This window comes from Dokdonella sp. GW821-FHT11D02, from assembly GCF_058808595.1.
Genome location: NZ_CM179520.1, coordinates 2,042,315 through 2,061,131, shown reverse-complemented (window position 1 = coordinate 2,061,131; position 18,817 = coordinate 2,042,315). Strand labels below are relative to the sequence as shown.

The window sequence follows — 18,817 nt, the reverse complement described above, 5'->3', positions numbered from 1 at the left end:
CGTTCGGCGCGTCGTGCCGCTGCGTTGCCGTGTGCAACGCAGCGGCCGGCGCCGTGCTCAGCGTGGATCGAAATCGTCGTGGAAGATCGCGTCGAACGCGTTCACGTAGACGTGCTGCAGCGGATCGGCGCAATCGGTGCGCGCCGACAGCGTCCAGGCGTTGCCGGAATACGCCGCGATCCAGCGGTGTTTGCCGGGCGTGGCGGTGGTGAACGGTGCCGACGTGATGGTCGTGTTCGCATCGATCGGCGCGCTGGCGAAGAACAGCGAGCTGCCGCCGCATTGCGGCTGGCCTGGACCGTACAGGGTGAAGGTGACGCGCGAAGCGGTGTACGTGGTGCCCGAGACGCCGGCGGCGTCGACGACGTTCTGTCCGACCTCGATGTCTGCCGAGGCGAGGCCGGAAATGGCCGCTGGCGTCGCGCGCACGCGGCCAACCACGCCACCGCAAGTATGGGTGAAGAAGCTGCAATTGCCGCTGCAATCGTTGTTGGACTCGCACGGACAGCCGTCCGCGCTCAGATCGCCGCCGCTGCCGGGCATCACGCAGATCGGCGGATCGACCGTGGTCGCGCCCGAACAGCGGAACGTGCTGCCCTGACAAACGCCGACGCAGTCGGAGTTGGCGCTGCACGGGCAGCCGTCCGCGCTGACATTGGCCTGATTGCCCGGCGCGGCGCAAATCGGCGGATCGGGATCGGTGGCTCCGGAGCACAGGTGCGTCGAACCGAGACAGACGCCGAGGCAATCGGAATTGCCGGCGCAGGGGCAGCTGTCCGAGCTGAGATTGTCGCCGTTGCCGCTGGGCAGACAGACACCGAGCGGCGTGCCGGCCTGGGCGAACGGCGGCATCGACAGAGCGAGCAGAACCACGACGAGCTTGCACACCACGGCACGGATAGCCATGACGCTCCCTCCCCAGGGATACGCGTGCAGGATAGCAACAAATTGATTTTGCGCAGAAGTGTTCGAGTGAGACTCGACAGCCTTCCTCGCCCGGACTACACGCCTTCGCGTCGCAGCGACCAGAACGGAATGTCGCGGCATAAACGAAAACCGAGCTGCTCGTACAGATGCAGCGCGCGCGGATTCTCGTAGCTCACGTGCAGGAACGGCAGCCGCCCTTGGCGCAGCGTGTCGTTGCTCAGCATCGCGGTCAGCCGCCGCGCGTAGCCGCGGCCGGCGAAATCGGGATGCGTGCAGATCGCGCTCATCTCGCGCGCGCTGTGCGTACCGAGCCGCTCGCCGATCATCGCGGCGAGCCGCGCGCCTTCGTAGATACCGAAGTAGCGCCCCATCTCCATCGTGCGTTCGCGAAAATAGTGCGGATAGACCAGCGCGGTCAGCGCGAGCACGTCGCTGCGATGCTCGGCCGACAACTCGACGATCGGCGGTCCCTCGACCTCGGCGACCGGCGTCTCGCAGATCATCTGCGCCAGCGGCCGGAACGCTTGCAACGTCCAGCCTTGCGGCAGCTGCGGTACGACGCCGAGCAGATAGACGCTCTCGCCCGGGGCGACCAGAGCTTCGAGATCGTTCTGCACATCGGCCTGTGCCACGGGCACGCCGAGAAACGGCGCGTACGGCGGCGGATAACGCAGCACTTCACCCGAGCGCAGGGCCAAGTCGGCATGGATGCTGGTCAACGCCGACCAGAACGGATTGTCGAGCCCGGTTTGCTTCATCCGAACATGGTGTCGGCGCTGGCGCGGCCGGTCAATGCGTCGAGCGGCAGGTGCACGCTAAGCTGGCGCTAGCGTCGATGCGGAGGAGCGAGCATGAGCGCAGGTCCCGAGATCGCGGCGGAGGTCCTGATCAAGCTGCGCGCGATTTGCCTGGGCCTGCCGGAGGCAGCCGAGGAAGCGGCCTGGGCCGGAACGCGCTGGTGCGTGGCGAAGAAGAACTTCGCGCACGCGCTCGTCATCGACGCCGGGTGGCCACCGGCCTACGCCGAAGCGGCCGGCAGTTTGGGGCCGCTTACGGTGCTGACCTTCCGCCTCCCGATCGCGCGACTCGAACTGCCGAAATTTCGGCGTGCGCCGTTCTTCAAACCGGTCTGGTTCGCCGACATCCTCGGCTTGCGTCTCGACGCGAATGCGGACTGGGACGAAATCGAGGAATTGCTGACCGAGAGCTATTGCGTGCTCGCGCCGAAGAAGCTGGCGGCTCTGGTCAGGCCGGCGTAGCCGGCGCATCCGTTCGATCCGAACGAGCCGAATCGTCTGCGTTGCCGCTCCGATACGGCGCCGCCGGCTCCGTTCGCGCGTGCTACGCTCATAGGATTCGCTCCATCTCCGCACTGCTTGAAGGGGAACTCGCATGTCGCGCTATCGCAGCCAGAACGGCCAGTTGCTGCCCGAAAAAATCGTCCGTGACGCGATCGTCGTTGGCGTCGTCGCGGCGTTGCTGTGGGTGTTCTGGCCGTTCCGCCAGGTGCCGACCGGCTCGCGCGGCGTGCGCACGCAATTCGGCGCGATCAAGGGCATCGAATCGGAAGGCCTGGTGTTCGTGCCGCCGTGGCAGAACGTGAATCTGTTTTCGGTGCGCGCCGAGGCGGCGCACATCGACAAGGCCACCGGCTCCACCAGCGACACCCAGCCGGTCGACACCGACCTGACCGTGCGCTACTCGATCCTGCCCGACCGCGTCAGCGAGGTGTACGAGAAGTACAGCCACAACGGCGACCTGTCCTCGTACGTGCAGACCGCCACGCAGGAAGTGTTCAAGGCCGTCACCGCGCGTTACAACGCGCCGGATTTGATTTCCAAGCGCGCGCAAGTCTCCAACGACATCCTCGAGCACCTGCGTCAGAAGCTGGAAAAGTACGGCGCGCAAGTCATCAACATCGACATGCGCACCTTCGCCTTCTCCGAGAGCTACATGAAGGCGATCAATGACAAGGTGACGCAGGAACAGCTGCGCCTCGCCGCCGAGAACAAGGTGCGCACGGTCGAAGCCGAGCAGAAGCAGAAGGTCGCCGTGGCCGAAGCCGAGGCGAACGCGCTGAAAGCACAGGCCGACGGCGAAGCCTACGCGACGATCAAGGCCGCCAACGCGCAAGCCGAAGCATTGCGCGTGCAGAACGAGGCGCTCGCGCGCAGCAAGGAAGTGCTGGAACTGCGCCGCATCGAAGTCGAGCGCACCAAGGCGGAGAAATGGAACGGGCAGCTGCCGACCAATATCTATGCGGGCACGCCGATTCCGTTCTTCGATCCGCAGAAGAGCAACTAACGAGCGACTCAATCCGCTACTGCTCAATGGCGAGGCGACCACGAGCACCTGCGCGCCGCCTCACGTTCGAGGCACCGCCTCGTAGCCGTTGCCGCGGCCACTCAGCCAGTTCACACCGCCCTTGCCGACGCTGCGCAAATGCGCCGACGCGGCGAGAAACAAAGGGTGACTCAGATCCGCGTCGGCAAGAAGACGTCGCCGTCCGTCCACCTCGACACTCAGAAAGTGCGCCTCGTCCGGCGTATGGGTATAGCTGCGCGCGGTGAAGCAGATATTCCCTTCGACGAAGCGATAGACGTCGTACTCGTAGTGGTAGTCGTAGTTGCCGTCGGCGTCGGGATCGCTGGCTTCCAGTTCGCGAGTGCATTCGACGTGCATGCAACACCGGCTCCACTGCGGGCTATGAGCGACCAACGGCGATAGTAGCGCTCACCGCCCGCTCCGGCTCGAAGCAAAGGGCAGCCGCGTTGCCGCGGCCGCCCGCCTCTCTCCTCAGACCTTCGCCTGCTTCCATCCCCCGCGCGAGAACAGCCACAGGGTGAACAAGCCGACCGAAGTCTCCGACACGAACACGCCCCAAAACACGCCCAGTTCTTTCCAGCCCAGATGAATCGCCAATAGATAAGACAGCGGAATCTGGATCAGCCAGAAGAACACCGCGTTGATCTTGGTCGGCGTCATGGTGTCACCGGCGCCGTTGAACGCCTGCACCGTCACCATCCACCAGCCGTAGATAAAGAACGAGTACGACAGGATGCGCAGCCATTCGGCGCCGACCTTGATCACTTCCGCATCGGTGGTGAAGAAGCCGATCAAGGATTGCGGGAAGGCGAAGAAGAACACCGACACGACGATCAGGTAGGCCATGTTGTACCAACCGATGCGCCACACCGACGCCTCGGCGCGACCGGCGTGGCCGGCGCCGAGGTTCTGTCCGACCAGGGTCGCGGCCGCGTTGGACATGCCCCAGGCCGGCATCATCGTGAACATCATGACGCGGATCGCGATGGTCGCCCCGGCCACCGCCTCGCTGCCGATCGCGGCGAGGATGCGCATGAGGAAGATCCATGCCGTCATCGCCACGATCATCTGGCCGATGCCGCCGAGCGACGTACGCACGATGTTCCACAGCATCGCGCCGCGCCAAACCAGCTGCTGCAGGCTGACCCGAATGTGCTTGCCGCTGTGGAACAGCATCCACAGCTGGAACAGCACGCCGCAGCCGCGCCCGATGTTGGTGGCGATCGCCGCACCCTCGATGCCGAGCGCCGGTATCGGACCGAAGCCGAAGATCAGCAGCGGACACAAGAGGATGTTCAAACCGTTGGACAACCACAGCACGCGCATCGCGATGGCGGCATCGCCGGCACCGCGGAAGATCGCGTTGATCACGAACAGCAGGAGGATCACCGCGTTGCCGCCGAACATCCACTGCGTGTAGCGGTAGCCGTGCTCGATCGCCCACGCATCGGCTCCCATCAGGCGCAGCATGTCCTTGGCGTAGAAAATTCCGACCAGCGCCGGCAGCACCGACACCAGCAAGGCGATGAAGATCGCCTGCACCGCAGTGATCGCCGCGTCTTCGCGTTTGCCCTCGCCGATGCGCCGCGCGACCACCGCGGTCACCGCCATCGAAAGGCCCATCGCCACCGCGTAAAGCAGGAACAGGTAGCTCTCGGTCAGACCGACCGTGGCGACGGCCGAGGGGCCGAGCTTGGAGACGAAGAAAATGTCGACCACGGCGAAGGTCGATTCCAGCACCAGCTCCAGCACCATCGGCACGGCCAACAGGAACACGGCGCGGCGCAACGGGATCTTGGTGTAGTCGGCGTCGGTGCCGCGGACGGCGTCGCGCAGCTCACGCCACAGCGATTGCGGTGGATGGACGGCGTTGTCGGCGGACTGGGGCGCCGGCGTTGGTTGGCTCATTGCACACTCCTTGGCTTCGATCGCACCGGCGCGGGGTAGAGGACGAGGCCCGCAATGGTCGGTGATGACGGTATGACGATCCACCGAGGGCGGAATCGACAGGAAACGGAATCGGTTTGTCGATTCGGCCAGCGGCGACGACCGGCGCCACTCCAAACGCATTCCGATCTCGTTCGATATGGGTCTTTGGCCGAACCCCAGCGCGGCTGCGGCCCCGTTACCTGAGTTTTCCCTATCTGGAGATTTCCAGTATGCGCACTCGCTCCGTCTTGCTCGCTTTCGGCTGCTTGCTGGGCGCCGCCCTCGGCCAGGTCGCCACGGCGCTCACTCCTGTCATCCCCATAGTCGCCCATCCCGGCGCATCGCTGCAGCAGATCGAAAGCGCGTATGTCGACGCCTACGAGCAATCGGGCTTCCGTCTCGCCGATCGGCTTGAGCGGGATGCTCTCGCAGGGACTCGCATCGTCCATCTCACCTTCGAGCTCACTGGTACCGCGCAGGCGGACAACGCGCCGGGCACGATGCTGGAAATCGTCTGCGACGATTCGACGCCCAGTTGCGGAGTGATGCGGCTCAGCTTCGTATTTCCTGCGGCCGGCGATCCCGATCCCGTCGTGCGCAAGCGCGGGGAAACGACCTTGGCCGTGGCCGATGCCGCGGCGCTGGCGAAGGTTCGCCGGCGTTTGGGCGTGAGCTTGCCCGACATGCTTCGGATGGTGATTCCTGCGCGTTGATTCGAACGCACCACCGGTGCTGCCTATCCGAACCGTGCCGGTCGCCGCCACCGTCAGCAAAGGCGCGACCCCACCGCTCGCCTGTTCTTCTAGAACCAATAGTCGGCGACGCAGCGACCGTCACGCGGCAGATCCTCGAACGTGTCCAGCCCGTCGAAGTGATCGATAGGAACGGCTGCCACCGCAGCGGGCTCAGCCAAACGCAGATTGACCGCGATCCGGCGGCGCCCCTCTTCGTCGAGGCGCTTGCCGCGCCAGAACACGATGCAGCCGCAGGTGGGGCAGAAATGGAAATCGAGTGCTTGACCTCGCGCGAACGGCTGTGTCGGGCCGGAGACCGTAATACCTTCGTTCTCGTAGTCGTAGGCCCATAACACGCCGTAGCGCCGGCAGGCCGTGCAATTGCAGGCCGTCGCACCATCGGGCGTACCTGCGAACGTCCAATGCACCGAGCCGCAGAGGCAGGATCCTTCGATCACGGTCGCGCTCCCCAGTTTTCGACGATTCAGTGCCGAGTGACGACGATCGGCTCGCCGCGCGTGATGATCATGGTGTGCTCGTACTGCGCCGAAAGATTGCCGGGCGCGCCGACCAGGGTCCATCCATCAGAGGTCTCGGTGACGAGGCGGCTTTTCGTGGATAGAAACGGTTCGATCGTGATCACCATGCCCTCGCTCAAGAGGCGCTCGTCGGCCGGATCGAAGTAGCCGGGAATGTGCTCGGGCGCTTCGTGCAAGGCGCGGCCGACGCCGTGGCTGCCGAGGTTTTCGATGACGCGGAAGCCGTAGGTCTTGGCCGTGTGCTGGATGGCGGCACCGATGCCGTTGATCGGCCACCCGGCACGCGCCTGTCGCATCGCCTGCTCGAGCGCGATGCGCGTGGCGTGGCACAAGCGCGTCTTCTGCGCATTGGTCGGCGGCACCACGCGCGTGCCGCCGGTGTCGGCGAAGTAGCCGTCCAGTTCGGCGGAAACGTCGACGTTCAACACGTCGCCGGGACGGATCACCCGATCGCCCGGGATGCCGTGCGCGGCCTCCTCGTTGATGCTGATGCAGGTCGCGCCGGGGAAGTCGTAAGTGAGCATCGGCGCCGAGCGCGCGCCGTGCCGTTCGAGCAGGCGTGCGCCGAAGGCATCCAGCTCGCGCGTGGTCATGCCGGGCTCGGCCACGTCGAGCATCTCGTGCAGCACGCTGGAAACGATGCGGCCGATGCGCTTGAGTGCGACGACGTCGTCTTCGGTTTCGATGGTCATGGGGTGGCTTGGGATCCGAGTTACCCGCCAGTATCGCCGACTTCACCTAAAGGAAGTACAACACCGCTGCCTGCCGGCGCCGACGAAACGTTGACACGATCACGACCGACACCGTCATCGCCTTTTGCACATCCCTCGACGAAGGCGAAGGTCAGCTGCCCTTGGCCCTCGCAAATGCCTCGAGGAAAGGCACAAGGTCGTCGGAGATCTTGGTTTCTGTGTTCTCAGACCGTTTCCCGTCCACGAGATCGGCCGAATAGCCGCTTATCCTCGTCGGAGCGCTCGATTCGTCTTTGCGCTCGAATTGAAACGTACCGATCCCCTGAAACGAGCTCTTGCTGCCGGTCTTGTCGCACTCATAGGTATACGTCAGTACGCCGGCCTCGGCATCGACGGTTTCCGCCAACGACCTCCAGAACGCGTACGTCACCCCATCGGCTCGGTAGGCTTGTCCGCGGACTTTCAGCGAAGACAGCGTTTGCTCGAAATGCTCCACGGTATAGATGACCGAGTTGTCGGATGCCGAAAAACTTCCGATCCAAGTTCCGTTCAGATAGGCCGCACCGAGAATATGTTGCTTCACGAACTTGAACCGCTTCGAGATGGCCAGGAGGAACGAAGCGAGCAGCTTGTAGACGCCAGCCGATAGCAGCAAGGCGCCGATCGGCTTCACGTACGGCGCCACCAGCGGCATCCCACGGATCGCGGGAACCGCATACTCGATGACGAAATACATCACCGTGACCGTGGCCATGGTGACGTACGAATGGAAACGATGCTCGGATTTCATAGCCCTCCCCTATAGCCTTCGCGGAACTGTGCGCCTCGTCGTGTCGAGCTCGGCAACGCCGAGCCTCGCCGAAAGCACATCGTCAACGGTCTCCCGTACCGCAACCTCCAGCAAACTACGAGAGATGGTTCGTACTTTTCAAAAAATCTTCGGCCCAATCCCAGCTACACCGTAGTCCTACTGTTGCCACTCGCGCCTGAGTTGGCAAATGCCGAGAAATCCAGGGTTACACATCATGCGATCACCGCCCACGGCAGCTCCGAAGATCCCCTATCGCCGTGCGTGATGTGCGTACGCACGCGTTTGACCCTACGCCGGGATTGCTGGACGATGCGCGCCCACGTCCAAGCGCAAGCGGAGGGCGAAACAGGGGTTACGACGATGAGCCTTCGCAATTCGACCTCGGTCGCAGCGCTGGTATTTGGCATTCTTCCCGCGCTCGCCACCGCCAGCGAGCCGGCTCCGCGCCTCTATGCGACGTGGAATCCTGAGGACGCGAGCGAGCGGCTCGAAATCTCCGCCGATCGCCTGACGATCAGCAATGGCAGCCGTGATTGGGGCAGCGCCCGTGCAACGCTTTCCGTCGACACGGGCGTTTGGTATTGGGAGACGACGTACTCCCACACCACGATCGGTCTTTCGGATGTTCAATCCGGTCTCGCCTACTCGGACTGGAATCTCGAAGCGCCGCCCGGCGCATTGGGCAATGGCGCACGCGCGGTCGGCACCAATCGCGCCGGCGACATCCTCGTCGGCGGCCAGGTGCTGGCCAACGTCGCGTCGGTTTCGAACAATGCGGTGGTCAGGCATCTGCTCGATGCGGATACGGGCGAGTACCAAATTGCGAACGCTGCAGGGCCTTGGGTTTCCGCGACGCCCCTTCCGGGATTCTTCAGCCAGACACCGCAGTTTCCGATCGCCAGCGCCGTGGGCCAGATCCCCTCGCCCATTTCCGGCATCGGCTACGTGACGGCGAATTTCGGTGCGTCGCCCTTCGTCTACGAAGTTCCCGCCGGGGCGCATCCTGGCATTTTCGTCGACGATCTCATCCTGCGGGATGGCTTCGAACTTCCGCAGTAGCCGCGTGCGCAAGAATTGGGGTGAAGCCCACTATCGAGTCAGTTCCGGTGGCCAAGGCCAAGTGGAACCGTGTCCTAACCTCGTCTCATCACGCTCTCATCGGCTAACTACCGAAGCCTGAGACCAGGGCAACTAGGACAATCCCGAAAAACACCGATGCGGTGATCGCACCGATAAGAACCGAAGCAAAACCGGAACGCGCGTCCGGCGGAGCCGAGAAATAGCTACACACGCTTGCGATAACACCAGTGGCGGCAGACCCGAGAAAGGCTGGAACGTAGCCGCCCGGATTACCCAAACGGTGAGCTTGAAGGTAGTGGTTCAGAGTGATGGCAAGGATGGCGGCGCTGCTCAGCGAAGCAACAGGGATGGACCAACGCGAGACTTGTTTCATCGAGCGAAGCCCGAGCATGGAGTGAGGGTCATCCGACTAGGTGCTCCGACTTCATTTCTCTAATTATCGAGTGCGAGGATGAGCCATGGCGTCCCGAAGCGATCGCGCACGAGTCCGAATGCGGACGACCATGCCACTTCGGAAAGCGGCGTATCCACCTGCCCGCCCTCCGCCAAAGCGTCGAACAGACGATGAGCCTCAGCATTCGTTTGCACATGCAGCGCGATGTTGAATCCGCGCATGTCCCTGACGTCGTCCTCGGGCATGTCGTTGGCTTGAATCACGTTGTCGCCGAACTGCAACTGCGCGAATCGAATGCGCTCGGCACCCGCGGGCTTCGACCCCGGCGGTAGTGGCGGGTCTTGCGCCGTGCCCATAGGGTTCACCACCTTGATCTCGCCCTCGAACACCTTCGCGTAGAACTCGAACGCTTCGCGGCACTGACCATTGAACTCGAGTTGGACTATCGCTTTCATCACCGCCTCCGTTGGGTCGCTCGCACCGCCCACGCTGGTGAGCCGCGCTTCGAACCTAAGTCGTCGTACGTGAACCCGAGCCTGTTTGCGCAATCGCGATCTCGGCTCCGCGGCTGAATCGGTTCAGTCGCAACATCGCCGGCAGGAACGAGCGGCTACGCGGCCGAGTCGAGATTGGTCCGATCGCCCGCCGTGGGCGGACTGGAAATGACCAGGAACTCCACGTCCGCGGCGCCCTTGTTTCTGAAGCGGTGAGCGATCCCAGGCTCCACGTGCACGCCTTGCATGGGGCCGAATGTGACCTCGCCGTCCGCGAACTCGATGGTCGCCGTGCCTGAGAGCACGTAGAAGAACTGCCTGGCCTTCGTGTGGAAATGCCTCGTCTCGCTCGCGCCGGGCGGCACTCGTTCCTGGATGACGCTGAGATCGGCGGACTTGAGCAGATGCCAGCCGTCGCAGACACCGCCCCAGACGTAGTGATCGGCGTTGCTCTTGTCGGACGGGCGCATCATTTCCTCAAGTTCCGGCTTGAATTGGGCGGATGGTGATCGGCAAGCGCCGCGAAGAAAAGATACTCTGGCCCCGATCTTCTCCTCACCAAGGACACGACTGAAATCATGACGCAAAGCACATTGCTACGAATGGACAACATCGGCATCGTGGTCGAATCCCTCGACGATGCCGTCGCCTTCTTCACCGAGCTCGGCCTGAAGCTGGAGGGACGCGCCAGAGTCGAAGGAGAATGGGCCGGGCGCATCACCGGCCTCGGCAATCAGCGCGTCGAGATCGCCATGATGGTCACGCCCGACGGCCACAGCCGCCTCGAACTCTCGCGCTTTCTCGCGCCGCCCGTAATTTCCGATCACCGCAACGCGCCGGTGAACGCGCTCGGCTACCTGCGCGCCATGTTCGCCGTGAGCGACCTCGACGACGTGCTTGCCCGACTCTACAAGCGCGGCGCGCAGCTGGTCGGCGAAGTGGTTCAGTACGAGGACGTGTATCGGCTCTGCTACATCCGCGGGCCCGAGGGGCTGCTCATCGGATTGGCGCAACCGCTCGGCAAGAATTCGTAGCGGCTGCGGAACAATCCGCTGGCGTCACAGACCGCAGCGTCTACTGCGCCGGCGCAGGTGCAGCAGGCGCAGGCGCCGCGCCGCGCGGCTTGGGCGCGGCGTTCTGGTTGTCCATGTCCGAGTAGATCAGCCACGGCTCGCCCGGCGCTCGTCGCAGAGTGAGGGTGAACTTTCCGACGTCACCGGGTTTGTCGCCGTAGCCGTAGCCGCCGACGATGTAGGCGATCGTGTCTCCGGCGGCGAAAGCGAGTGCGCGCAAACGTAACTGGCCGCCTCCTTCGCCTTCGTAGGAAGCCCGGATCGCGGTGCGTCCGCGTACCGGCGGACGGTTGCTTTGCAGCACGAAGCCGTCCTCCGCGAACAGCGCGGACAGAGCCGCCGCGTCGCGTGCGCGCCATGCGCGTTCGTAGTCGCGGAGGACTCGGTCCAGCTCGGGGGGTAGTGCGATGCTGGGAAGGTCTTTGGTGGTGTTTGGTGCCGGGGCGTTCTGCGCAAGCAGCGATGGCGCTACCAGCATCAACGCGAAGACGATGGCAGCGAGTATCGGACGGCTCATATGTCTCAATCCCTTCGGAGTGTTAACGATCTAACGCCTCAGTGAAGCCGCGTCGCGACGTGACATCAGCTCGAGCTAGTTGCTAGACAGCCGGCCGAAACGAGATCCGGGTCACTTATCCGATCGTTGGGGTGGCAGCTACTCGACACAAACCAACTGCGCCTTGCCGTCGACGACGTGCAGAACCCTGCATCGCTCGACGGCATTGTTTGAACATTCCCCTCGCACGGCCTGGCCAGCGTTTGAGTCGAAGGGCGCCGAGCAGAACCGTTCACATTCCCTATCGTCAATGCAAGCCCTGCCAGTATCCGTACGATCCATGTTGGCCGACTTGGATGACGGCACGTGAATGACGGCAGGTGCAGACGCACAGCCGGATAGCGTTGCGGCGAGTATCAGGACGATCTCGAGTAGCCTTCGTGCAACGATCATCTGCGCTCTCGAGTGGGCTGGTTCTAGCGACGAGAAAGAATCTTCTCGTGTTCATCAGGAAAGACGGCAGCGGAACGCTCTTGGATCGCACGAAAATAGGCAAAGTAACGCATCGCGTACTTGTTACCCAATGGTGCCGAAGCCACCATGGCAGGCCAAAGCTCGTCAAAGCCGACCTTCCGAAGCAAGCGAGCGTACTCTCTGAACTCGCGCGGTGTGTCCCCAGCGGCCAGCATTTCTGCGACACGGTGCCTGATACGGGCACCAAGTGCTCGCGGTAGCTCTATGCTCTTCAGCGCTCGCGCCGTCTGGCTCTTAAGCGCTCGGCCAAACGGAAATCGGCTGTCCTGCTCGATGAACTCCACGCCAAGTGTGGCGCAAGCCGGATCACCCACCCTGATGCCCTCTATCACCGGCTCCATGATCGGATAGATCCAAGTTATGCCGGTACGCGTATAGATCTTGGGCAGTATCCGTCTAGGCGTCCGAACACCCAACTCGCGGCAATGCTCCAGATATCGCTCTTGGACGGCCTCGACGCTCCAATCGTCCTTGTTGTTGTAGTCGCGAATGAACATGCACGCCCCCAATTCTTCGCGAACCCAGCGGTCCGCTTCGACACATCGTTAGACGCCGCCCCGCTTGCCGAACACCGCGATCTTTACCCGAATAGGCGCAGAAATCTCCCGGAACGCGGCAAGCATGAGCTCCAACGCCGAAGCCTGCTCGTAGCCGCCGGAACCCGCACCCAACACCGGGAAGGCAACGGACGAAAAGCCACGCTCCGACACGAGCGACATGGCCGAACGGACAGAGCCTTGAATCGACGCAGGCGACGCGCGCCACAGCATGTCGATGCCGGCGACGTGAACGATCGCCTTGAACGGCAGACGGCCAGCAGAAGTGATGACCGCGCCGCCGAGCGGAATCGGGCCGGCACGGCCAACCTCGATAAAGGGCCTGTAGCCGGCGCGGCGTTTGATGGCGCCTGACACGCCTTGACGCAGGAGGAGCCACCACGGAATGATGTTGCGGTTCCAGGCGTTGACGATGACGTCGGTGTCTTGGTCGAGCAGGTCGCCGTTGACGATTTGGGGCTACATGGAATGTTGGTGGTTAGCGTCAGAGATAAGCGACTGCAGCTGCGATGAGATGTTTTTAGAAAGTTACTCTGCCCCCAATCCTGGACAGCTCATCGACGCGTGCACCAGCCGCCTTAGCCCTATCTATCATTCTCGGGTCTGCGTGATCGAGGTGGCCGTGGAAGACCAGATTTCTATACTTACTAATTTCCATCAGCTCTTCCCGAAAAGTGCTATCAATGCGCTCATTTAAAAGCAAAGCATCCACCATTTGTCGGAATGAGTAGCTCATTCTTCCAGCGCCTCTACTCGGCACATACAAGCGCTGATCGCGCAAATAGTCACGAATAGAGCGCTCGAGCGCGACAAACGCTTTGAAGAACTCATTCGAAGGCTGTGACTGTTTGTCTTCACCGGGCATCTCTTTAAGCTCGGCCTTCGCGGCTTTCCGGTATTTATCAGGATCAATTAGGTTAATTACAAACCAAAGCGCGCCAACTATCGATGCGCATACAAGAAGGCCCGCTAGACCTTGCACCCAGAGAGGAATAGCGTAGTCGCCGTTCAAGTAAACAATCAGAAGGCAGAGAACGATGGAGCTTCCAGTGACGACGGACAAAACGGTTAGCTGACGATGAACTTTTCTCTTGAGTGCGACTTCAACGTCTTCCAAAGACTCGTCGGCCGCGCGCCATGAACGCAAAAGGTCACTGCCGAGTGTGTATCCGGTCAAGAGGACGGCAATGAAGGCCGCCACACTCTGAGCAGCAGCAGTGAACGTCCAATAGATATTGTCAGTAACAGACATTCTTTCCCTCAAAGATCTAACGCTTTAATTGACGGGAGCCACGGTGAGAAACTGAGTCACCTCCTTGTCAACCATATCGCACGAAAGCCGCGATTCCGTTCCGCCCTGACAACAAAAAAAACGAATCCGCCTCCAAATGAATTCATGGACGGGCCCGATAGTTGACCTGCCACACGCCAAGCGTTAGCTTACATTACTAGGTGCTCAACACACCTTACCCGCTAGCAGTGCCCGCGGCTGTCATCGCGGATTTTTTACGCCCATAGTTTTTCTATGGTCGAGTAGCGTCCAGTGATACAAGACCCGGCTTGCCGGGGAAAGCTGGGGGCCGTCTAGCGGCGGTGTTGAAGTACTCGGCCGCCCTCTCAACAAGGGCGTGAGTCAACGAACCGCTAGGAGGCCACCATGGCTGCTCGAACCCGTCCCTCTCTCAAGCACCGCCTACTCACGATCAGCTATAGCTTCTACACGCACCGCCGCAGTCGCCGGCCAAAACGATTGCCGGTTCCCTACCTGCGCTTGCGTGGTCACTGGCTACGGCAAGCCGGGTTTGCCGTTGGTCAGAAGGTAAGCATCCAAATAGCCGACGGATGCATCACGATCGTTCCTATTTCTGTGAGCTGATCCGATCTCGGGCGGATGGACCGAAACCACTTGGTCCATCCACCCAGCATCGAACTAAACAGCATAAGAGGAATTGCGGACAAGCCTACTTGAGTTAGCGCTAACGATCCGTGCAACGGAGAAAGGCACTTTGCCCTCGTTTGCTTGCTTTGGAAAGTTAGTCTGACCCTGTTCCTTGGACATTTCCTATGGGAGTACGGGTCACAGGTATTCTCTTAGTGCGCGCAACTAATCTATAGTCGCGCAGCCAGTCTTGGGGATCTGGTCTGAAGGGGGAGCGATGCAGCCGCAAAGAAAAGAGCTGGAAACCGGTCTGTTGTCGGTGGACTTGGGGAATTTCCGGATCGGGGATCAGGAAACCACGCGTGATGCCTATCACGCGATGATCCTAGAAGAAGGCGAAGACATCGCCAACCTGGCCGACGACATCATCAAGCTGGGACTCAGTCCGGCCGAGCTGTTCATCGTGTGCCCGGACCCGGACAAGAAGGGCCGTTTCGTCGTATGCGAAGGCAATCGACGGATGACCGCGATCAGGCTTCTGGAAAACCCAGCGCTGGCCTCTGGGACAAGCGTGCATACTCGGTTCGTTGCACTTGCCAAGCAGTACGCGCTCAAGCCGCTCAAGCGAGTCAGCTGCGTGGTCATGGACGACAAGGAATCGGCCTTCGTGTGGATCGAACGCAAGCATCGCGACTTGGGCGGGCGAGGCGTTGCCCAATGGGGTGCAACAGCCACCGGTCGGGCCGACGCGTTCCGCGGCAAGATCCGCCCATCCCGCGCGATCCTGGATCATCTCCGCGCGCGTCGCCTGCTTCCCGGGACGCTGGAAGCGTCCTTGAGCCGACAGACCACGAACCTGGATCGCGTCTTCCATATGCCATACCTCGCCTCCGCCCTCGGCGTGAAGATCGAGAAGAATGGCGCGATCACCTATGACAACGGCGACCAGAAGCGGGGCGACGAGTTGCTGCTGCGCATGGTCAAGCGCATGGCGGTCGCCGGCTTCACAGTCGACAAGATCCGGCACCTCTCCGATCGCAAGGACTTTATCGACGAGTTCGCCGACCACGCGGTGTTAGCCGACCCGACCGATGAACCACCCCATAGTGGGACCGCCAAGCACAAGACGACAAAGACGACCAAAACCAAGCAGCGTGCCGCCTCGCCGCTGGCGCGCACCACCTTGGCCTTGCGTGGTCGAGAGTTCATCCTGGTGATCTCAGAGCCACGCTTGAATGCGCTGTACGATGAGGCGCGGCACCTGAATCCGGACAACTTGCCCAATAGTGCGGCGATCCTGACCCGCGTGTTCCTGGAGCTGAGCACCGACCACTACCTGACCGAGGCCAAGGCCCCGCTGCCAAAAGCGCACGCCGACAAAGGGCGACGCTACTGGTCCGACATCGGTATCTCACTCAAGGAAAAGATCAGCGTCGCACTGAAGTTGCTGGATCCTGCCAGCAATGATCCGGCGCTGAAGGAGGTACGCAAGGCCTTGTCGACCAGCGATGTGCTGCACTCCGTGCAGGCACTCCACGACTTTATCCACCACATCAAGTCCGACCCCGATTCCAAGGAGGTCAAGCGCATCTGGGCGCGTTGGCACCCGTACCTATCCCTGCTGTTCGACACTCTGCAGACGCTCAAGAAATAGCGCTGGCCATCAGTGTCCATTTTTGCTATCTAAGCCCTGGCAAACACCTCGGGGAGCGCCCATGCAGTTTAATACTCCTTTACGCTACCCCGGCGGCAAAGGTCGGTTGTCGCAGTGCGTCGCCGACGTCATGGAGACCAACGGCCTGACCGGTGGTCACTACGTCGAGCCCTACGCTGGCGGGTCCGCGGTCGCGTTGTCGTTACTGACGCTCGAGTACGCATCGCATGTCCACATCAATGACCTCAACCGGTCTGTGCATGCGTTCTGGTTGGCCGTGCTCAACGATACCGACCGCCTATGCGCGCGCATTCGCAGCGAACGAGTGTCGATGGCGCATTGGCACCGGCAGCGGGCGGTCCAGCAGGATCCCAACGCCGACAGCCTAGACCTCGCCTACTCCACCTTCTTCCTCAACCGGACCAACCGGTCCGGGATCATCATGGGAGGTGTCATTGGCGGCAAAGAGCAGGACGGCCCATGGAAGTTGAACGCCCGCTTCAACAAGGCCAATTTGATCTATCGAATCGAACGCATTGCCGCACTTCGGCACAGCATCTCCTTGCATCGACTCGACGCAACCGACTTGATCGCTCAGCTACTTCCTACCCTGCCGAAGCGGTCGCTGGTTTATCTCGATCCACCGTACTATGTGAAAGGCAAGGGTCTGTATGAAGACCATTACCGCCACGACGACCATGCGGCCATCGCCGAGCAGGTCGCAACGATCCAGCAGCATTGGATTGTGTCCTACGACAACGTGCCCGAGATCCGTAAGATGTACCAGGCCTATCGCTATCGCACGTTTGGTCTACGCTACAGCGCTCAAAACCGCTACGAAGGCGCCGAGGTGATGTTCTTCTCCAAGCAGCTACGTCTCCCTTTAGAGATCGTTCCTTCTCGAGCCGAGGCTGCGTAATTCCCCGGTGTGCTGCGACTTGCTGCGAGAGCGGGGTCAGAGTCACTTCTCCCCCACCTCACCCCATCGGCAACTTAACCCCCTGATCCCTCGCACACCGCTGCGCAATCTCATACCCCGCATCCGCATGCCGCATCACGCCCGTGCCCGGATCGTTCCACAGCACGCGCGCAATGCGCCGGTCGGCCTCCTCGCTGCCGTCGCAGACGATGACGACGCCCGAATGCTGTGAATAGCCCATCCCTACGCCGCCGCCGTGGTGCAGCGACACCCAGGTCGCGCCGCCGGCGGTGTTGAGCAGCGCATTGAGCAAGGGCCAATCGGACACCGCGTCGCTGCCGTCCTTCATCGCCTCGGTCTCGCGGTTCGGGCTCGCGACCGAGCCGGAATCGAGGTGGTCGCGGCCGATCACGACCGGCGCCTTCAGCTCGCCCTTGCGCACCATCTCGTTGAAGGCGAGGCCGAGCTTGTGACGCTGGCCTAAGCCGACCCAGCAGATGCGTGCAGGCAGACCTTGGAACTTGATGCGCTCGCGCGCCATGTCGAGCCAGTTGTGCAGGTGTGCGTCGTCGGGGATCAGCTCCTTCACCTTGGCGTCGGTCTTGTAGATGTCTTCCGGGTCGCCCGACAGCGCCACCCAGCGGAACGGGCCGACGCCGCGGCAGAACAGCGGGCGCACGTAAGCCGGCACGAAGCCGGGGAAGTCGAACGCGTTGGTGCAGCCTTCGTCCTTGGCCATCTGGCGGATGTTGTTGCCGTAGTCGACGGTCGGGATTCCTTGCGCGTGGAAGGCGAGCATCGCCTCCACGTGCACGCGCATCGATTTCTTCGCCGCGTCGCGCACCTTCTCGGGATTGGTCTTCTGCTCGGCCAGCCAGTGCTCGACGGTCCAGCCGATCGGCAGGTAGCCGTGCACCGGATCGTGCGCGCTGGTCTGGTCGGTGACGGCGTCGGGCTTCACGCCGCGCTTGACCAGCTCGGGCAGCACGTCGGCGGCGTTGCCGAGCAGCGCGATCGACTTCGCCTCGCCCGCCTTCGTGTACTTGGCGATGCGCGCGAGCGCGTCGTCGATGTCGCTGGCTTGCTCGTCGACGTAGCGCGTCTTCAGACGGAAGTCGATGCTGCTCTGGCGGCATTCGATGTTGAGCGAGCAGGCGCCGGCGAGCGAGGCGGCCAGCGGCTGCGCACCGCCCATACCGCCGAGGCCGGCAGTGAGGATCCAACGCCCTTTGAGCGAGCCGCCGTAGTGCTGGCGACCGAGTTCGACGAAGGTTTCGTAGGTGCCCTGCACGATGCCCTGCGAGCCGATGTAGATCCACGATCCGGCCGTCATCTGGCCGTACATCATCAGTCCCTTCTTATCCAGCTCGTTGAAGTGCTCCCACGTGGCCCAGTGCGGCACCAGGTTGGAATTGGCCAAGAGCACGCGCGGCGCGTCCTTGTGCGTGGGGAACACGCCGACCGGCTTGCCGGACTGGATCAGCAGCGTCTCGTCGTCATTGAGTTCGCGCAAAGAACGCAGGATCGCGTCGAAGCACTCCCAGTTGCGCGCGGCGCGGCCGATGCCGCCGTAAACGACCAGCTCGTGCGGGTTCTCCGCCACCTCGGGATCGAGGTTGTTCTGGATCATGCGGAACGCGGCTTCGGTCAGCCAGCTCTTGCAGGAAAGTTCGCTGCCGCGCGGCGCGCGGATGGTGCGGGTGGTGTCGATGCGGGTCGGGGCGTTCATGGCGGATCTCCGTGAGGCAGGCCGCGATTATAGGCATCGACCCCACGGCGG

The 18,817-nt window shown here is 62.3% G+C and carries 23 protein-coding genes; 8 read left to right on the top strand and 15 right to left on the bottom strand.

Going from position 1 to position 18,817, the window contains the following annotated elements; all coding sequences use genetic code 11:
* Window positions 1-57: 57 nt before the first annotated feature.
* On the bottom strand, window positions 58-906 hold the full coding sequence (locus tag AC3QL3_RS08685) for a hypothetical protein (protein WP_492898037.1): 849 nt from the start codon (window positions 904-906) through the stop codon (window positions 58-60).
* Window positions 907-1,001: 95 nt separating this feature from the next.
* Entirely contained in the window at window positions 1,002-1,685 is a 684-nt protein-coding gene (locus AC3QL3_RS08680; RefSeq protein WP_492898035.1) for a GNAT family N-acetyltransferase, read from the bottom strand.
* Between the two features lie 93 nt (window positions 1,686-1,778).
* On the opposite strand from AC3QL3_RS08680, the gene AC3QL3_RS08675 reads away from it, so the two are divergent.
* Window positions 1,779-2,186, top strand: coding sequence for a hypothetical protein (locus AC3QL3_RS08675; RefSeq protein ID WP_492898033.1), 408 nt, complete (start codon window positions 1,779-1,781; stop codon window positions 2,184-2,186).
* Window positions 2,187-2,319: 133 nt separating this feature from the next.
* Window positions 2,320-3,231 carry a prohibitin family protein gene (locus tag AC3QL3_RS08670; protein WP_492898031.1) on the top strand — a complete coding sequence of 304 codons (912 nt, stop codon included), beginning with the start codon at window positions 2,320-2,322 and terminating at the stop codon, window positions 3,229-3,231.
* A 60-nt stretch (window positions 3,232-3,291) separates the two neighbouring features.
* Here the strand turns inward: AC3QL3_RS08670 and AC3QL3_RS08665 are convergent, their stop codons facing one another.
* Together AC3QL3_RS08665 and AC3QL3_RS08660 are read right to left on the bottom strand one after the other, a co-directional pair.
* Window positions 3,292-3,609, bottom strand: coding sequence for a hypothetical protein (locus tag AC3QL3_RS08665; RefSeq protein ID WP_492898029.1), 318 nt, complete (start codon window positions 3,607-3,609; stop codon window positions 3,292-3,294).
* 114 nt (window positions 3,610-3,723) lie between these two features.
* On the bottom strand, window positions 3,724-5,160 hold the full coding sequence (locus AC3QL3_RS08660) for an MATE family efflux transporter (RefSeq protein ID WP_492898027.1): 1,437 nt from the start codon (window positions 5,158-5,160) through the stop codon (window positions 3,724-3,726).
* 269 nt (window positions 5,161-5,429) lie between these two features.
* Here AC3QL3_RS08660 and AC3QL3_RS08655 point away from each other — a divergent pair, with 269 nt between their 5' ends.
* Window positions 5,430-5,894 (top strand): hypothetical protein, encoded by a 465-nt coding sequence (locus tag AC3QL3_RS08655; RefSeq protein WP_492898025.1) that lies wholly within the window; start codon window positions 5,430-5,432, stop codon window positions 5,892-5,894.
* Between the two features lie 89 nt (window positions 5,895-5,983).
* Here the strand turns inward: AC3QL3_RS08655 and AC3QL3_RS08650 are convergent, their stop codons facing one another.
* From AC3QL3_RS08650 to AC3QL3_RS08640, 3 genes are all read right to left on the bottom strand, one after another.
* On the bottom strand, window positions 5,984-6,373 hold the full coding sequence (locus AC3QL3_RS08650; RefSeq protein ID WP_492898023.1) for a GFA family protein: 390 nt from the start codon (window positions 6,371-6,373) through the stop codon (window positions 5,984-5,986).
* Between the two features lie 26 nt (window positions 6,374-6,399).
* A complete protein-coding gene (gene map, locus AC3QL3_RS08645; protein ID WP_492898021.1) occupies window positions 6,400-7,146 on the bottom strand; it encodes a type I methionyl aminopeptidase in 747 nt (248 codons plus the stop codon).
* Window positions 7,147-7,297: 151 nt separating this feature from the next.
* Entirely contained in the window at window positions 7,298-7,936 is a 639-nt protein-coding gene (locus AC3QL3_RS08640; RefSeq protein ID WP_492898019.1) for a hypothetical protein, read from the bottom strand.
* A gap of 330 nt (window positions 7,937-8,266) precedes the next feature.
* Between AC3QL3_RS08640 and AC3QL3_RS08635 the strand changes: the two genes are divergently transcribed.
* Entirely contained in the window at window positions 8,267-9,016 is a 750-nt protein-coding gene (locus tag AC3QL3_RS08635) for an SPRY domain-containing protein (protein ID WP_492898017.1), read from the top strand.
* 103 nt (window positions 9,017-9,119) lie between these two features.
* Here AC3QL3_RS08635 and AC3QL3_RS08630 read toward each other — a convergent pair whose 3' ends face one another.
* The 3 genes from AC3QL3_RS08630 to AC3QL3_RS08620 all read right to left on the bottom strand — a co-directional run bounded on the left by AC3QL3_RS08630 (window position 9,120) and on the right by AC3QL3_RS08620 (window position 10,398).
* Window positions 9,120-9,410 (bottom strand): hypothetical protein, encoded by a 291-nt coding sequence (locus AC3QL3_RS08630; protein WP_492898015.1) that lies wholly within the window; start codon window positions 9,408-9,410, stop codon window positions 9,120-9,122.
* 59 nt (window positions 9,411-9,469) lie between these two features.
* Window positions 9,470-9,886, bottom strand: coding sequence for a VOC family protein (locus AC3QL3_RS08625; RefSeq protein ID WP_492898013.1), 417 nt, complete (start codon window positions 9,884-9,886; stop codon window positions 9,470-9,472).
* Window positions 9,887-10,041: 155 nt separating this feature from the next.
* Entirely contained in the window at window positions 10,042-10,398 is a 357-nt protein-coding gene (locus AC3QL3_RS08620) for a cupin domain-containing protein (RefSeq protein WP_492898011.1), read from the bottom strand.
* Between the two features lie 129 nt (window positions 10,399-10,527).
* On the opposite strand from AC3QL3_RS08620, the gene AC3QL3_RS08615 reads away from it, so the two are divergent.
* Window positions 10,528-10,959, top strand: a complete 432-nt coding sequence (locus tag AC3QL3_RS08615) for a VOC family protein (RefSeq protein WP_492898009.1) — start codon at window positions 10,528-10,530, stop codon at window positions 10,957-10,959.
* A 40-nt stretch (window positions 10,960-10,999) separates the two neighbouring features.
* Here the strand turns inward: AC3QL3_RS08615 and AC3QL3_RS08610 are convergent, their stop codons facing one another.
* The 4 genes from AC3QL3_RS08610 to AC3QL3_RS08595 form a co-directional block, all read right to left on the bottom strand.
* The gene (locus tag AC3QL3_RS08610; protein WP_492898007.1) at window positions 11,000-11,515 is read right to left on the bottom strand and encodes a YybH family protein; all 516 of its coding nucleotides are present in this window, start codon (window positions 11,513-11,515) and stop codon (window positions 11,000-11,002) included.
* Between the two features lie 455 nt (window positions 11,516-11,970).
* A complete protein-coding gene (locus AC3QL3_RS08605) occupies window positions 11,971-12,525 on the bottom strand; it encodes a hypothetical protein (protein WP_492898005.1) in 555 nt (184 codons plus the stop codon).
* A 48-nt stretch (window positions 12,526-12,573) separates the two neighbouring features.
* Window positions 12,574-12,942 (bottom strand): macro domain-containing protein, encoded by a 369-nt coding sequence (locus tag AC3QL3_RS08600; protein WP_492898003.1) that lies wholly within the window; start codon window positions 12,940-12,942, stop codon window positions 12,574-12,576.
* A 163-nt stretch (window positions 12,943-13,105) separates the two neighbouring features.
* Window positions 13,106-13,837 (bottom strand): hypothetical protein, encoded by a 732-nt coding sequence (locus AC3QL3_RS08595; protein WP_492898001.1) that lies wholly within the window; start codon window positions 13,835-13,837, stop codon window positions 13,106-13,108.
* Between the two features lie 405 nt (window positions 13,838-14,242).
* On the opposite strand from AC3QL3_RS08595, the gene AC3QL3_RS08590 reads away from it, so the two are divergent.
* The 3 genes from AC3QL3_RS08590 to AC3QL3_RS08580 all read left to right on the top strand — a co-directional run bounded on the left by AC3QL3_RS08590 (window position 14,243) and on the right by AC3QL3_RS08580 (window position 17,037).
* Window positions 14,243-14,461: a SymE family type I addiction module toxin gene (locus AC3QL3_RS08590; RefSeq protein WP_492897999.1), complete on the top strand. Its 219-nt coding sequence runs from the start codon at window positions 14,243-14,245 to the stop codon at window positions 14,459-14,461.
* A gap of 280 nt (window positions 14,462-14,741) precedes the next feature.
* On the top strand, window positions 14,742-16,118 hold the full coding sequence (locus AC3QL3_RS08585) for a hypothetical protein (RefSeq protein WP_492897997.1): 1,377 nt from the start codon (window positions 14,742-14,744) through the stop codon (window positions 16,116-16,118).
* 61 nt (window positions 16,119-16,179) lie between these two features.
* On the top strand, window positions 16,180-17,037 hold the full coding sequence (locus AC3QL3_RS08580; protein WP_492897995.1) for a DNA adenine methylase: 858 nt from the start codon (window positions 16,180-16,182) through the stop codon (window positions 17,035-17,037).
* A gap of 58 nt (window positions 17,038-17,095) precedes the next feature.
* Here AC3QL3_RS08580 and hutU read toward each other — a convergent pair whose 3' ends face one another.
* Entirely contained in the window at window positions 17,096-18,766 is a 1,671-nt protein-coding gene (gene hutU, locus AC3QL3_RS08575; RefSeq protein ID WP_492897993.1) for a urocanate hydratase, read from the bottom strand.
* Window positions 18,767-18,817 lie beyond the last annotated feature (51 nt).